This window comes from Streptomyces sp. NPDC021224, from assembly GCF_044332905.1.
Classification (GTDB): Bacteria; Actinomycetota; Actinomycetes; order Streptomycetales; family Streptomycetaceae; genus Actinacidiphila.
This window is the reverse complement of sequence record NZ_JBIRPW010000003.1, coordinates 555947-571137: the sequence shown is the minus strand read 5'-3', so window position 1 is coordinate 571137 and position 15191 is coordinate 555947. Positions and strand designations below refer to the sequence as shown.

The window sequence follows — 15191 nt, the reverse complement described above, 5'->3', positions numbered from 1 at the left end:
CGATCTTCGAATCTTTGTTCTATTGTGGAGAAGCACGGCACACCGGACGACCGCAGGGAGGGCGCGATGCGCTGGGAACAGCTGGGGCGGGAGGACGCGACGGCCGCGCTCTTCGGCACCGACGCGGTGACCCGCCGCTTCGACACGCCCGAATTCCGCGGCATCACCTTCCACGAGGTGCGCGCCCGCTCGATCCTGAACCGGGTGCCGGGCGCCTCGCGCATGCCCTTCGAGTGGACGGTCAATCCCTACCGCGGGTGCAGCCACGCGTGCGTCTACTGCTTCGCGCGCAAGACGCACAGCTATCTGGACCTGGACACCGGGCTCGACTTCGACACCCAGATCGTGGTGAAGACCAACGCCCCGGAGCTGCTGCGCCGCGAACTGGCCGCACCGCGCTGGCGCGGCGAGCACATAGCGATGGGCACCAACGTCGACTGCTACCAGAGGGCCGAGGGCCGCTACCGGCTGATGCCCGGCATCCTCGCGGCGCTGCGGGACCACGCCAACCCCTTCTCGATCCTCACCAAGGGCTCGCTCATCCTGCGCGACCTGGAGCTGGTGCGGCAGGCCGCCCGCGTCACCGAGGTGTCCATCGCGCTGTCCGTCGGCTTCCTGGACGGCGAGCTGTGGCGCAGCGTGGAGCCGGGCACGCCTTCCCCCCAGACGCGTCTGGCGGTCTGCCGCACCCTCGCGGAGAACGGGATACCGGCGTCGGTGCTGATGGCGCCGGTGCTGCCCTTCCTCAGCGACTCGCCGGAGCAGCTGCGGGCGACGGTACGGGCGATCGCCGCCGCCGGGGCGGGATCCGTGACCCCGCTTGTGCTGCACCTGCGGCCGGGCGCGCGGGAGTGGTACATGGCGTGGCTGGCCCGCGAGCACCCGCACCTGGTGCGGCGCTACGAGACGATGTACGCGGGCGGGGCCTACGCGCCGACGTGGTACCAGCGCCGCATCACCCGCCAGGTGCACGAGTTCGCCGCCGAGTTCGGCTGCGGCCCGGCCCGCGGCTTCCGCCGCCCCGAGGCGCAGCGCGGGGCCGTACCGGAGCGGGAAGCCGCAGCGGAGCGCGAGCCCGGCCGTGCGCGTGAGGGCGGGCAGGACGGGAGCGGACCGGGCGACACCCAGCTGACGCTGCTCTGACCCGCGGGGCGGGTGCGGGCCGGTCCGCGCGTACGCCACGGGGGCGTACGGGCGGCGGCCCGGACCCGCCTGCGCGCGCTCATCTGTCGGCGGTCCAGATCACATGCGCGCAGGGGTAGCGCTCAAGTTACTCGCCGGTTACTCTCGAAAGCACCGTGCACGGCGGCCTGGTGACGCAGCCGCCCGCACCGCACGACCACGTTCGGTCCGGCATCATCGCGGCCCGGCCCCGGGACAGGGCCGGCCGGGTATCCCGCGGGCGCGCCCCCACACATCGGCTGCCCCGCGACTCCACCCACCCTCATCCCGCCGTGCGCGCCGCGGCGCGCCCGCGCTTCCCAGCGTCTGGAGTCACGCGATGTCCCGTCCCTCCGCACCTCCTGCGTCCCCCTCGTCACCCGCGTCCCCCGCGCCCGCCGCGCAGCCCGGCGCCGGCTCGCCCGAGGCCGCTCCCCCGTCCGTCGTCGCCGTCGTGGGCCTGGGCACCATGGGGACCGGCATCGCCGAAGTCATGACCCGGGCCGGCCACGAGGTGATCGGCGTGGACATCGACCCGGGCGCCGCCCGCCGCGCGGTCGCCGCCCTGGAGCGCTCGACGGCCCGCTCGGTGGAGCGCGGGCGCTGCACCGCGGAGGAGCGGGCCGACGCGCTCGCCCGCTTCCGCACCTTCCCCGACCTGCGGGCGGCCGCCGCCGCGGACCTGGTCGTCGAGGTCGTCGACGAGCGCTACGACGTCAAGCGGGACGTCATCACGGCGCTGGACCGGCTGGCGAAGCCGGAGGCGATTCTCGCGACCGGCACCAACGCGCTGTCCGTGACCCGGCTCGCGGCCGAGACCGGCCGCCCCGACCGGGTGCTGGGCCTGCACTTCTTCGCGCCCGCACCGGCCATGAAGCTGGTCGAGGTGGTCTCCACCGTGCTGACCTCGCCGCAGACCACGGCGGCGGTCACCGCCCTCGTGCGCAGCCTCGGCAAGGAGCCCGTGCCGGTCGGCGACCGGCCCGGTTTCATCGCCGACGGCCTGCTGTTCGGCTACCTCAACCAGGCGGCCGCGATGTACGAGGCGCGCTACGCCACCCGCGAGGACATCGACGCGGCGATGCGGCTGGGCTGCGGCCTGCCGATGGGCCCGCTCGCGCTGCTGGACCTGATCGGCATCGACACCGCCACCACCGTGCTGGACGCGATGTACGAGGCCACCCGCGACCGGCTGCACTCCCCCGCGCCCGTGCTGCGCCAGCTCGCCGCGGCGGGGCTGCACGGCCGCAAGTCGGGCCGCGGCTTCTACGTCTACGAGGCGCCGGGCAGTTCCGCGGTCGTGCCCGAGCCGCGCACCCCGCGGGGCGGGGCGGCGCACGCGGCCCCCGCGCGCGAGGTGCGCACGGTGGGCGTGGCCGGGTCGGGGACGATGGCGACGGGCATCGCCGAGGTCTTCGCCAAGGCGGGCTTCCCGGTGCGGCTGGCGGCGCGCAGCCCGGAGAAGGCCGAGCAGGCGGTCGCCCGGGTCGCGGCGGCGCTGGACCGCGCGGTGGCCCGGGGGCGGCTGGACGCCGGGCAGCGGGACGCCGCGGCGGCGCTGGTCACGGCCGCCGGGGCGTACGACGAGCTGGCGGAGGCCGACCTCGTGGTGGAGGCGGTGGCCGAGGACCTGTTCGTCAAGCAGGAGCTCTTCCGGACGCTGGACAAGGTGTGCAGGCCGGGCGCGGTGCTGGCCACGACGACATCCTCGCTGCCGGTGGTGGCGATCGCCCGGGTGACCGGGCGCCCGCAGGACGTCGCCGGGATGCACTTCTTCAACCCGGCACCCGCGATGAAGCTGGTGGAGGTCGTCTCCACCGTCCTGACCGGCGACGACGTGCGGGCCACCCTGCACGCGGTGTGCGCGCGGATCCGCAAGCACCCGGTGGACTGCGGCGACCGGGCGGGCTTCGTCGTCAACGCGCTGCTCTTCCCGTACCTGAACAACGCGGTGAAGATGCTCCAGGACCACTACGCGAGCGTGGACGCGATCGACGCGGCGATGAAGCTCGGCGGCGGGTATCCGATGGGGCCCTTCGAGCTGCTGGACGTGGTGGGCCTGGACGTGTCGCTGGCGATCGAGCAGGTGCTGCACGACGAGTTCCGCGACCCGGGCCTGGCGCCCGCGCCGCTGCTGGAGCATCTGGTGTCCGCGGGGTGCCTGGGCCGCAAGACCGGCCGCGGCTTCCGCGAGTATGCCCGCCGCTGAGCGCCCCGGACGTGCCGGACGCCCGCGCCGGAGACCCGTGGGGGACGCGGCCCCTCCCGCCCGGAGCTGGGGCTCTTTTCCCCCGGGTGCCGGGCGGGGCGGTCCGCCGTGTTACGTTCCCCACATGCCCCAGTCCGCGAAGTCCGGCGTCCCCGAGGGCGCGAACGTCCCCCGCGCCGCAGCTCAGCGGCAGCGCGTACGGCAGGACCTGGCGGCGGCCGCGATGCACCTGTTCGCCACACAGGGGTACGAGGCAACGACCGTCGACGAGATCGCCGCCGCGGCGGGCGTGGCGCGGCGGACCTTCTTCCGGCACTTCCGCTCCAAGGAAGAGGCCATCTTCCCCGACCACGACGACACGCTGGTGCGCGTGCAGGCGGTGCTGGACTCCGCCGACCCGCACGAGCACCCGCTGGACACGGTGTGCCGCGGCATCACCGAAGTGCTGCGGATGTACGCGCAGTTGCCGGAGGTGTCGGTCGAGCGCTACCGGCTGACGCGCGAGGTGCCGACGCTGCGCGAGCGCGAGATCGCCTCGGTGGCCCGCTACGAGCGGCTCTTCACCCGCTATCTGCTGGGCCACTTCGACGAGAGCGCGCAAGGGTACGGCGACGACGACCCGCTGCTCGCCGAGGTCGCGGCCTCCGCGGTGGTCGCCGCCCACAACCACGTGCTGCGCCGCTGGCTGCGGGCGGACGGCAAGGGTGACGTGGAGGCGCAGCTGGAGCACGCCTTCGACGTCATCAAGGCGACCTTCGGCACCGGTGTCGGGGCGGGCCGGATACCGTCCCGCGGCGCGGCCGCCCGGCCCGCGACGGTGACCCGGCAGGACGAGGTCGTCGTCGCGGTGGCGCGTACGGACGCCTCGCCCGCGCAGATCCTGCGCAGCATCGAGGAAGCCCTCCGCAGGGCCTGAAGGTCCGCCCGCCCCGGGAAATCCCTGTTCAGCGGCCGTCCGGGTGCACCCGGGCGGCCGCTGTTGCCTGCCTGCGCGCACCAGGTGACACTGAAAAGAAAAATATGGCACGCAGTGTCTTTACGACTGGCACGCGGTGCCATACGGTATCCCCAGTCCGGGCGGACGGCCCTCGGTACCCTCCGCAGGCCGGCTGTCCCCCAGGCCCGGACGCCTGCGTCACAGGCATTCCCGCGCCACCGCGCGGTTCCTTCGCTCCACCCGTTCCGTCCTCGCCGGACCGACGACGGCACCCTCACCCCACCCGACCCCAGCGTTCCGCCGGCGTCCCACCCGGCCGGAACGCTTCGCCGGAGGCGAGTCACATGAAGGAAATCCTGGACGCCGTGATCGCGGCCGAAGGCCCCGGCAGCAGCGCCGACTTCGCGGCGCTGCCGCTGCCCGAGTCCTACCGCGCGGTCACCGTGCACAAGGACGAGGCGGAGATGTTCGCCGGTCTGGCCACCCGCGACAAGGACCCGCGCCGCTCGCTGCACCTGGACGAGGTGCCGGTGCCGAAGGTGGGTCCTGGCGAGGCCCTGGTCGCGGTGATGGCCAGCTCGGTGAACTACAACTCGGTCTGGACGTCGATCTTCGAGCCGGTCTCGACCTTCGCCTTCCTGGAGCGCTACGGCCGCACCTCACCGCTCGCCGCCCGGCACGACCTGCCCTACCACGTCATCGGCTCCGACCTCGCGGGCGTCGTCCTGCGCACCGGGCCGGGCGTGAACAAGTGGCGGCCCGGCGACCGGGTCGTGGCGCACTGCCTGAGCGTCGAACTGGAGTCGGCCGACGGGCACAACGACACGATGCTCGACCCCGAGCAGCGCATCTGGGGCTTCGAGACCAACTTCGGCGGCCTCGCCGAGATCGCCCTGGTCAAGTCCAACCAGCTGATGCCCAAGCCGGAACACCTGACGTGGGAGGAGGCGGCGGCCCCCGGCCTGGTCAACTCCACCGCGTACCGGCAGCTGGTCTCCCGCAACGGCGCCGGGATGAAGCAGGGCGACAACGTGCTCATCTGGGGCGCCAGCGGCGGACTCGGCTCCTACGCCACGCAGTTCGCGCTCGCCGGCGGTGCGACGCCGATCTGCGTGGTGTCCAGCCCCGAGAAGGCGGCGATCTGCCGGGCGATGGGCGCCGAGGCCGTCATCGACCGCAGCGCCGAGGGCTACCGCTTCTGGCGCGACGAGCACACCCAGGACCCGAAGGAGTGGAAGCGCTTCGGCGGCCGGATCCGCGAACTGACCGGCGGCGAGGACGTCGACATCGTCTTCGAGCACCCCGGCCGCGAGACCTTCGGCGCCAGCGTCTACGTCACCCGCAAGGGCGGCACCGTCGTCACCTGCGCCTCCACCTCCGGCTACACCCACGAGTACGACAACCGCTACTTGTGGATGTCCCTCAAGCGCATCGTCGGCTCGCACTTCGCCAACTACCGTGAGGCCTGGGAGGCCAACCGGCTGATCGCCAAGGGGAAGATCCATCCGACAGTGTCCCGCTCCTACCCGCTGGCGCAGACCGGCCAGGCCGCGTACGACGTGCACCGCAACCTGCACCACGGCAAGGTCGGCGTGCTGGCGCTGGCCCCTGAGGAAGGCATGGGAGTGACCGACCCCGAAATGCGTGAACGCCACCTGGCGTCCATCAACCTCTTCCGCGACGCGGCGCGCGCGGCCACCGCGGCAGGGGCCGCGGCGGCGCCCGCCCGGTCCGCCGCATCCGCGGGGGCCGCCGCGTGAGCGGGCCCGGGCAGCGCGACCGGCCGTGGCTGATGCGGACGTACGCGGGCCACTCGACCGCGGAGGAGTCCAACGCGCTCTACCGCCGCAACCTCGCCAAGGGGCAGACGGGCCTGTCCGTCGCCTTCGACCTGCCGACGCAGACCGGCTACGACGCCGACCACGTGCTGGCGCGCGGCGAGGTGGGCCGGGTCGGGGTGCCGGTCGGCCACCTCGGCGACATGCGGCGGCTGTTCACGGACATCCCGCTGGACCGCATGAACACCTCGATGACCATCAACGCCACCGCGATGTGGCTGCTGGCGCTCTACCAGGTGGTCGCGGAGGAGCAAGGGGCCGAACTGCCCGCCCTCCAGGGCACGACGCAGAACGACATCGTCAAGGAGTACCTGTCGCGCGGGACGCACGTCTTCCCGCCCGGCCCGTCACTGCGGCTGACCACGGACATGATCACGTACGCGGTCCACCAAATCCCGCGCTGGAACCCCATCAACATCTGCAGCTACCACCTCCAGGAGGCGGGGGCGACGCCGGTGCAGGAGATCGCGTACGCGATGTCCACCGCGGTCGCCGTGCTGGACGCGGTGTTCGCCTCCGGGCAGGTACCCGAGGAACGGCGCGGCGAGGTCGTGGGGCGGATCTCCTTCTTCGTCAACGCCGGGGTGCGCTTCGTCGAGGAGATGTGCAAGATGCGCGCCTTCGGCCGGATCTGGGACACCGTCACGCGTGAGCGCTACGGCGTCCAGGACCCGCGGCAGCGCCGCTTCCGCTACGGAGTGCAGGTCAACTCGCTCGGCCTGACCGAGGCGCAGCCGGAGAACAACGTGCAGCGCATCGTGCTGGAGATGCTGGCGGTGACGCTGTCGAAGGACGCCCGCGCCCGCGCCGTCCAGCTCCCGGCATGGAACGAGGCACTGGGCCTGCCCCGGCCGTGGGACCAGCAGTGGAGCCTGCGCATCCAGCAGGTCCTCGCCTACGAGAGCGACCTGCTGGAATACCCCGACCTCTTCGACGGCAGCCATGTCGTCGAGGCGAAGGTCGCCGAACTGGTCGGGCAGGCGACCGCCGAGATGGCCCGTATCGAGGAGATGGGCGGCGCGATGGCGGCCGTCGAGTCCGGCTACCTGAAGTCGGAGCTGGTGGCCTCGCACGCGGCGCGCCGGGCGCGTATCGAGTCGGGCGAGGAGAAGATCGTCGGCGTCAACGTCCACGAGGCCACCGAGCCGAGCCCGCTGACCGCCGACCTGGACACCGCGATCATGACCGTCGACCCGGCCGCCGAGGCCCGTGTGGTGGCCGCGCTGCAGGAGTGGCGGCGCGAGCGCGACCAGCCCCGCGCCAAGGCCGCGCTGGCGGCGCTGCGGGAGGCCGCCGAGGGCACGGACAACCTGATGCCGGCCACCCTGGAGTGCGCCCGGGCGGGCGTGACGACCGGCGAGTGGGCGGGCGTGCTGCGCGAGGTCTTCGGGGAGTTCCGCGCCCCGACCGGGGTGGGCGGCGCGCCGGTGGCGGTCACGGCGGACGACGGCGGGCCGCTCGCGGAGGTACGCCGCCGGGTCGCGGCGACCGCGGAGGAACTGGGCGGCGGGCGGCTGCGGCTGCTGGTCGGCAAGCCCGGTCTGGACGGGCACTCCAACGGCGCCGAGCAGATCGCCGTACGCGCCCGCGACGCCGGCTTCGAGGTCGTCTACCAGGGCATACGGCTGACCCCCGAGCAGATCGTGGCGGCCGCCGTGGCCGAGGACGTGCACTGCGTGGGCCTGTCGATCCTCTCCGGGTCGCACGGCGCGCTGGTGCCGGACGTGCTGGAGCGGCTGAGCGCCGCGGGCGCGGACGACGTGCCCGTGGTGGTCGGCGGGATCATCCCGGCCGCGGACGCGGACGCCCTGCTCGCCGCCGGTGTGGCGGCGGTCTTCACACCCAAGGATTTCGGTATCACCGGGATCATCGGCCGGATCGTGGACGAGATCCGGCGCGCGCACGGCCTCGCCGGGTCCGCCGGACCCGCCGGGCAGAACGAGCTGGAGGTATGACCGTGCAGTTCGGCCGCACATACGAGGAGTTCGAGGTCGGCGCCGTGTACCGGCACTGGCCGGGAAAGACGGTCACCGAGTACGACGACCACCTCTTCTGCCTCCTCACCATGAACCACCACCCGCTGCACATGGACGCCAACTACGCGGAGCGGACGACCGACTTCGGCCGCAACGTGGTCGTCGGCAACTACGTCTACTCGCTGCTGCTCGGCATGTCGGTGCCGGACGTGTCCGGCAAGGCCATCGCCAACCTGGAGGTCGAGTCGCTGCGGCACGTCGCGCCGACCTTCCACGGGGACACGATCTACGGCGAGACGACGGTGCTGGACAAGTGGCCGTCCAAGAGCCGGGACGACCGCGGCATCGTCCGCGTCGAGACCCGCGGCCACAACCAGGACGGCACCCTGGTGTGCGTCTTCCACCGCAAGGTGATGGTGCCGACCGCCCGCTACATCGAGCAGCGCGGCGGCGAGCAGCCCGGCCGCCCGCAGCCGCAGCCCCAGCCCCAGTCGCAGCCGGAAGGGAAGTGACATGGCCGACCGTCTCGCGCACACCGACGGCCTGACCGAGATCCAGCGGGAGATCCTGAGCACCGTCCGGGAATTCGTCGACAAGGAGATCCTGCCGGTCGCCACCGAGCTGGAGCACCGCGACGAATACCCCCTCGCCATCGTCGAGGGCCTCAAGGAGCTGGGCGTCTTCGGGCTGATGATCCCCGAGGAGTACGGCGGGCTCGGCGAGTCGCTGCTGACCTACGCACTGGCCGTGGAGGAGATCTCGCGCGGCTGGATGAGTGTGTCGGGCATCATCAACACGCATTTCATCGTCGCGTACATGATCCGCCAGCACGGCACCCAGGAGCAGAAGGACCACTTCCTGCCGCGGATGGCGGCCGGTGACGTGCGCGGCGCGTTCTCGATGTCGGAGCCGGGACTGGGCTCGGACGTTTCCGCGATCCGGACGAAGGCCGTCCGCGACGGGGACGCGTACGTGATCAACGGCCAGAAGATGTGGCTGACCAACGGCGGCTCGTCGAACCTGGTCGCGGTGCTGTGCCGGACCGACGAGGGGCAGCCGGCGGACGCACCGCCGCACCGCTCGATGACCACCTTCCTGATCGAGAAGGAGCCCGGCTTCGGCGCCAACGCCACGGTGCCGGGCCTGACCGTGCCGGGCAAGATCGAGAAGATGGGCTACAAGGGCGTCGACACCACCGAGCTGGTGCTCCAGGACGTGCGGATCCCCGCCGACCGGGTGCTCGGCGGCACCAGCGGCCGCGGTTTTTACCAGATGATGGACGGCGTCGAGGTGGGCCGGGTGAACGTCGCCGCGCGTGGCTGCGGCGTCGCCAAGCGTGCGTTCGAGCTGGGTATCGGCTACGCGCAGCAGCGGCACACCTTCGGCAAGCAGATCGCCCAGCACCAGGCCGTGCAGTTCAAGCTCGCCGAAATGGCCACCAAAGTGGAGGCCGCCCACCAGATGATGGTCAATGCCGCACGCAAGAAGGATTCCGGCGAGCGGAACGATCTGGAGGCGGGCATGGCGAAATATCTCGCATCAGAGTTCTGCAAAGAAGTCGTCGAGGACGCCTTCCGCATCCACGGCGGCTACGGCTTCTCCAAGGAGTACGAGATCGAGCGGCTGTACCGGGAGGCCCCGATGCTGCTGATCGGCGAGGGGACCGCTGAGATCCAGAAAATGATCATCGGGCGGCGACTTCTGGAGGAGTATCGAATCCAGGGGTAAATGTCCAATTTTGGATGGATTTACCCGAGGCAAACATCACACTGCGCCGTGGTTTCGGCCGTTGTAGAGCCACCAGAACCGGCCATCGACTCGCCCTCGCGCTTGCCCAGTTGCCGGTGTCAGCCGATACCATCGACCAAAGCCGCCGTCCCCAGAAGCAATTCGCGGCATCCTCCGCTACGAAGGTCTTCCATGCCCCACAGCCATTCCCCTGCACCGCGCGGCCGGGTCCGCCTCGCCCGTGGAGCATCACCGTGGCTCTTCCCGACCGTCGCCACCGCGGCGGTCTCCCTCGTCAAGGCGCGCCACTCCGGCCGCTGGGCGACCGTGGCAGTCCCCGCCACCGCCCTGGCGGCCGGGATGCTGTGGTTCTTCCGCGACCCTGAGCGGGAGATCGCCGAAGGCCGGGTGATCAGCCCGGCCGACGGCGTGGTCCAGAGCATCATGCCGTGGAAGGACGGGCGCACCCGCGTCGCGATCTTCATGAGCCCGCTCAACGTGCACGTCAACCGCGCTCCGCTGGCCGGCACGATCTCCTCCGTCGAGCACATCCCGGGCGGGTTCGTCCCGGCGTTCAACAAGGAGAGCGAGAACAACGAGCGGGTCGTGTGGCACTTCGACACCGACCTCGGCGACATCGAGATGGTGCAGATCGCCGGTGCCGTCGCGCGCCGGATCGTGCCGTACGTGCCGCGCGGCTGCAAGGTCGAGCAGGGCGACCGCATCGGGCTCATCCGCTTCGGCTCACGCGTCGACGTGTACCTCCCCGAAGGCATCGAGGCGGGCGTCGAGGTCGGGCAGACCACCACGGCTGGGGTGACACGCCTTGACCGTGACTGACGGTGATACGGCGCAGTCCGACTGGGTGACCGAACTCCAGGACGAGGTCGACGACCTCCCCCTGTCCACCCGGCTGTCCATCGCGGACGCGCTCACACTCGGTAACGCGATCTGCGGCTTCCTGGCGGTCTACTTCACCACCACCGGGGTGCTGGTCCCGCACCTGAACGGCACGAGCGACGGCGGCATGTCCAAGCACAGCGCCGCCACCGCCGTCTCGCTCATGCTGCTGGCCTCCGTCTTCGACCTCTGCGACGGCCTGGTCGCGCGCAAGCTGCGCAGCTCGGCGATGGGCGCGGAGCTGGACAACCTCTCCGACCTGATCAGCTTCGGACTCGCCCCGGCGTACTTCGTGGTCGTCTGGGGCCTGGTCGCCGACGACGCCTACGGCAAGGTGTCCGCGGCAGCGGCCGTCCTCGTGGTGCTCGCGGTCGTCCTGCGCCTCGCCCGCTTCTCCTGCACGACCCTGCGGGACGGCGTCTTCCAGGGCATGCCCAGCCCCTTCGGGGCGATGACCGTGGTCTCCCTGGTCCTGCTGGAGCTGCCCTTCGCGCCGACCATCGGGGCGATCGTGGGTGTGGCGTGGCTCATGGTCAGCCGCGTCGAATACCCCAAGCCGCGCGGTCGGCTCGCCGCGCTGACGTTCGCCTGGACGATCGTGAGCATGGGCTGCCTCACGGCCTGGACGCTGGACGTGCCCGGCGGGCACCAGCTGCTCCAGACCGGGGCCGCGCTCCAGTGCGTGGCCGCGGCGGTGATTCCGTGCTTTGCGACGACGCGGCGAGTGAACACGATGCGGGCGAATCGCCGCGAGGCGCGCGCCACCGCGCTTCGGTAATACCGCGGCCCCTTCCGGGCCGCACCCCGTAGTCCCTGCCCGGCTGCGCAGAGTGAGCTTTCACCCTGCGCGGCCGGGTTTCCGCACTCCGCGCTCCCGCGCGGGGGTGCGCCTGCCGCGCGGGCCGAGCGCTCAGCGCTGCCGCGCCGGGCACGCGTTTCTAGGCCGCGCCTCCGCCGCCGGGCACCTCGTTTTTAGGGGCGCGGGGAACTGCGCGACCAGCCCACCACCGGCCGGTGGTCCGGAGCGGATCGAACTGCCCCTTCGGGCCGGTTGACTACCCGCGCCCCGGTGGGGGCTTGTCGCGCAGTTCCCCGCGCCCCTGAAAAACGGGTGCCCGGCGCGGCAGGCGGATCCTCCCCGCGGCCGTAAAACGGGTGCCCGGCGCGGCAGGCGCATCCTCCCCGCGGCCCTGGTGGTTGCCCGGCGCGGCAGGCGCATACTCTCCGCGGCCTGAAAAACGGGGTGCCCGGCGCGGGATGTGCAAGGGTCAGAGGAGAAGCTCCTTCGCCAGGGTCGTGGCGACGCGTTCGAGGAGGGGGCCGGCCGCGGCGATGGAGCGGGCCGGGTCGGGTTCGAGGGCGGAGAGGGGGTAGGCCGCGCAGATGCCGGCCGCGGCGAGCGCGGAGGGCTGGACGGCGAGCCGTCCGCACACCGCGGCGACGCGGACACCGCGAGCCGCGGCCGCGCGGGCGACGCCGACGGGCGCCTTCCCGTGCAGGGTCTGCTCGTCGAGCGAGCCCTCACCGGTGATGACGAGGGTCGCGCCCTCGACCGCGTCGGCGAAGCCCAGGACGTCGAGCAGGACGTCGATGCCGGGCCGGAAGGCCGCCCGCAGGGCGACGAGCGCTCCGAAGCCGATGCCGCCCGCGGCCCCCGCGCCGGGCGCGGCGGCGAGGTCGGCCGCGCCGAGGACCTCCGCGTAGTGCGCGAGCGCCGCGTCCAGGGCGCGTACGTCGTCGGCGTCGGCGCCCTTCTGCGGCCCGTAGACCGCGGCGGCGCCCGTCGGGCCGAGCAGCGGGTTGTCGACGTCGCTGGCGAGGACGACCTCGGTGGCAGCCAGCCGCGGGTCGAGTCCGTCGAGGTCGGCGGTGGCGAGGGAGGCGAGCGCGGCGCCGCCGGGTGCGACGGGTGCGCCGTGCGCGTCCAGCAGCCGGGCGCCGAGCGCGGCGAGCATGCCGGCGCCGCCGTCCGTGGTGGCGCTGCCGCCGACGCCGAGCACGATGGTGCGGGCGCCCGCGTCCAGCGCGGCCAGCAGCAGTTCGCCGGTGCCGTACGTGGTGGCGGTGCGGGGTGCGAAGACGCCGGGCGGCAGGTGGCGCAGCCCGGAGGCCTCGGCCATCTCCACCACGGCGGTTCCGTCGCGCAGCGCGTACGCGGCCTGGACGCTCTCGCCGAGCGGCCCGGTGACGCGGACGGTGTGCCGGGTGAAGCCCGCGGCGACGGCCGCGTCCACCGTGCCGTCCCCGCCGTCGGCGACCGGCAGCGCGGCGACGTCGAGGCCGGGTACGGCGGCCCGCAGGCCCGCGGCCACGTGCGCGGCGACCTGTACGGCGGTGAGCGAGCCCTTGAACTTGTCGGCGGCGATCAGCACCCGCCCCGGCGACTTCTGTGCGGTGTCGGCCACCTTCGTCAGCTCCCGTCCGATCATGGTTCAACGGCAGCTCGGACCTTATCCCGCTGCCCGGAGTGGCCCGCGCGGCGGGGCGGCGGACCGTAGATTCGAGGGATGACGACCGATTTCGCGACGTACATCGCCGGGCTGCCGAGGATCCTCGCCGGGGCCAACATGCTCTTCCGCTCCACGGACGGCCGGGTCCTGCTCGTGGAGCCCAACTACCGGGAGACGTGGACGCTTCCGGGCGGCACGATCGAGACGGACGAGAACGAGACGCCGCGGCAGGCGGCCCGGCGCGAGTCGGTGGAGGAGGTCGGGCTGGACGTGGAGCCCGGCGCGCTGCTGGTGATGGGGTGGACGACCGCGGGACCGGTGCGGCCGCCGTCGGTGACCTTCCTGTACGACGGCGGGGTGCTGACCGACGACCAGATCGCGTCGATCCGCCTCCAGGAGAGCGAGCTGGACTCGTGGAAGCTGGTCGAGCCCGACGAGGTGGACCGCTACCTCACCCCCAACAGCGCGGGCGCGGTGCGGGCCGCGGTCGAGGCGCTGGCCACCGGCCGCGCGCCCGTGGAGCTGGTGGACGGCCGCCCGGGGGCCGACGCTAGGTGAGCAGGTCGCCGACCGCGGCGATGCCCTCGGCGACGGCGCGGCGCGGGACGTTGCCGTAGCCGAGCACGATCTGTGCGGGTCCGGTCCGTGCCGCGCGGCAGGCGCCGATGCCGTACAGGCCGACGCGGCGGGCCGAAGCCGCCGTCACGACGTCCTGCTCGGCGGCGCCCTCGGGCAGGTGGGCGACGGCGTGGAAGCCCGCCGCCAGGCCCGTCACCGGGAGCCCGGGGGCGTGTGCGGCGAGCGCGTCGAGCAGCGCCGTGCGGCGGGCGGCGTAGCGGACGCGCATCCGGCGCAGGTGACGGTCGAAGCGGCCGGACGCCATGAGCCGGGCCAGGGCGAGCTGGTCGAGGGTGGGGGTGCCGCGGTCGCTGAGGTACTTGTGTTCGGTGACCGGCCCGGTGAGGCCGGGCGGGCACAGCATCCAGCCGATGCGCAGCGCGGGGACGAGCGTCTTGCTGACCGTCCCGATCGCGATGACGCGGTCGGGCGCCAGGCCCTGGAGCGCGCCGACCGGCTCGCGGTCGTAGCGGAACTCCGCGTCGTAGTCGTCCTCGACGACGACCGCGTCGCGGCGGCGGGCCCAGTCGGCGAGGGCGAGGCGCCGCTCGGGGGCCAGGACGACGCCGGTGGGCCACTGGTGGGCGGGGGTGACCACGACGGCGCGGGCGCCGGTGGCGTCCAGGGCCGCCACGTCGAGGCCGTGGTCGTCGACGGGTACGGGGACGGCGTGCAGGCCCGCCGCCGCGGCGGCGGCGCGGACGGTGCCGGGCGAACCGGGGTCCTCGAAGGCCACGCTGCGCACGCCGGTGTCCGCGAGGACGCGCAGGGCCAGGCCGAGGCCCTGGGCGTAGCCGTTGCAGACGACCAGGTGCTCCGGTTCCGCGGCGGCGGCGCGTACCCGGCGCAGGTACCCGGCCAGGACCTCGCGCAGTTCGGCACTGCCGCGCGGGTCGCCGTAGTCGAGGGCGCTCACCGGGAGGGCGCGGGCGGCCTCCCGGACGGCCCAGAGCCAGTCCTGGACGGGGAAGGCGCCGAGGTCGGGCACGCTTGCGCGGAAGTCGGCCAGCAGCGGCGGAGGCGCGGCGGGCGGCGCTGCGGCCGCGGGCGGGTCGCAGGTTCCGGCGGCCACCCGGGTCGCGGAGCCGGGGCGGGTCACCAGGTAGCCCTCGGCCTGGAGCTGGGCGTAGCACTCCTGGACCAGGCCGCGGGAGAGGCGGAGCGTGCGGGCCAGCTCCCGGGAGGACGGCAGGCGTTCGCCGACCCGCAGCCGTCCGGTCCTGATCGCGTCCCGCAGCCCGTGTTCGAGCTGGGCGCGCAGCGGCACCGTGCCGGTCCGGTCGACGGCCAGCAGTAGTTCGGGGGACGAACCGGCCCACTCCAGCGACATGCAACCGGAGCTTACCGGCGGTCCACCGGGCCGCTTACCGTCCT

The 15191-nt window shown here is 73.0% G+C and carries 12 protein-coding genes; 10 read left to right on the top strand and 2 right to left on the bottom strand.

Annotation, left to right across the window (positions count from 1 at the left end; genetic code table 11):
- Positions 1 to 66: 66 nt before the first annotated feature.
- From ACH4PY_RS10955 to pssA, 9 genes are all read left to right on the top strand, one after another.
- The gene (locus tag ACH4PY_RS10955) at positions 67 to 1143 is read left to right on the top strand and encodes an Rv2578c family radical SAM protein (RefSeq protein ID WP_398178845.1); all 1077 of its coding nucleotides are present in this window, start codon (positions 67 to 69) and stop codon (positions 1141 to 1143) included.
- 358 nt (positions 1144 to 1501) lie between these two features.
- Positions 1502 to 3370 (top strand): 3-hydroxyacyl-CoA dehydrogenase family protein, encoded by a 1869-nt coding sequence (locus ACH4PY_RS10950; RefSeq protein ID WP_398178842.1) that lies wholly within the window; start codon positions 1502 to 1504, stop codon positions 3368 to 3370.
- A 124-nt stretch (positions 3371 to 3494) separates the two neighbouring features.
- Positions 3495 to 4286 (top strand): TetR family transcriptional regulator, encoded by a 792-nt coding sequence (locus ACH4PY_RS10945; RefSeq protein WP_398178840.1) that lies wholly within the window; start codon positions 3495 to 3497, stop codon positions 4284 to 4286.
- 365 nt (positions 4287 to 4651) lie between these two features.
- On the top strand, positions 4652 to 6067 hold the full coding sequence (gene ccrA / locus ACH4PY_RS10940) for a crotonyl-CoA carboxylase/reductase (protein ID WP_398178837.1): 1416 nt from the start codon (positions 4652 to 4654) through the stop codon (positions 6065 to 6067).
- On the top strand, positions 6064 to 8100 hold the full coding sequence (locus ACH4PY_RS10935; RefSeq protein ID WP_398178834.1) for a protein meaA: 2037 nt from the start codon (positions 6064 to 6066) through the stop codon (positions 8098 to 8100). Before ccrA ends, ACH4PY_RS10935 begins: the two co-directional genes overlap by 4 nt.
- A gap of 2 nt (positions 8101 to 8102) precedes the next feature.
- Positions 8103 to 8633: a MaoC family dehydratase gene (locus ACH4PY_RS10930; RefSeq protein ID WP_398179345.1), complete on the top strand. Its 531-nt coding sequence runs from the start codon at positions 8103 to 8105 to the stop codon at positions 8631 to 8633.
- A gap of 1 nt (position 8634) precedes the next feature.
- Positions 8635 to 9849 (top strand): acyl-CoA dehydrogenase family protein, encoded by a 1215-nt coding sequence (locus ACH4PY_RS10925; RefSeq protein ID WP_398178831.1) that lies wholly within the window; start codon positions 8635 to 8637, stop codon positions 9847 to 9849.
- 192 nt (positions 9850 to 10041) lie between these two features.
- Positions 10042 to 10689, top strand: coding sequence for a phosphatidylserine decarboxylase (locus tag ACH4PY_RS10920; protein WP_398178828.1), 648 nt, complete (start codon positions 10042 to 10044; stop codon positions 10687 to 10689).
- The gene (pssA, locus tag ACH4PY_RS10915; RefSeq protein ID WP_398178825.1) at positions 10676 to 11527 is read left to right on the top strand and encodes a CDP-diacylglycerol--serine O-phosphatidyltransferase; all 852 of its coding nucleotides are present in this window, start codon (positions 10676 to 10678) and stop codon (positions 11525 to 11527) included. Before ACH4PY_RS10920 ends, pssA begins: the two co-directional genes overlap by 14 nt.
- Before the next feature lie 490 nt (positions 11528 to 12017).
- On the opposite strand, the gene ACH4PY_RS10910 is transcribed toward pssA, so the two are convergent.
- Positions 12018 to 13178, bottom strand: a complete 1161-nt coding sequence (locus ACH4PY_RS10910) for a glycerate kinase (protein ID WP_398178823.1) — start codon at positions 13176 to 13178, stop codon at positions 12018 to 12020.
- Positions 13179 to 13256: 78 nt separating this feature from the next.
- Between ACH4PY_RS10910 and ACH4PY_RS10905 the strand changes: the two genes are divergently transcribed.
- Positions 13257 to 13757, top strand: a complete 501-nt coding sequence (locus ACH4PY_RS10905; protein ID WP_398178819.1) for an NUDIX domain-containing protein — start codon at positions 13257 to 13259, stop codon at positions 13755 to 13757.
- Here the strand turns inward: ACH4PY_RS10905 and ACH4PY_RS10900 are convergent.
- Positions 13750 to 15147, bottom strand: coding sequence for a PLP-dependent aminotransferase family protein (locus ACH4PY_RS10900; RefSeq protein WP_398178816.1), 1398 nt, complete (start codon positions 15145 to 15147; stop codon positions 13750 to 13752). The two genes, ACH4PY_RS10905 and ACH4PY_RS10900, sit on opposite strands and share 8 nt — an antisense overlap.
- Positions 15148 to 15191: the final 44 nt, after the last annotated feature.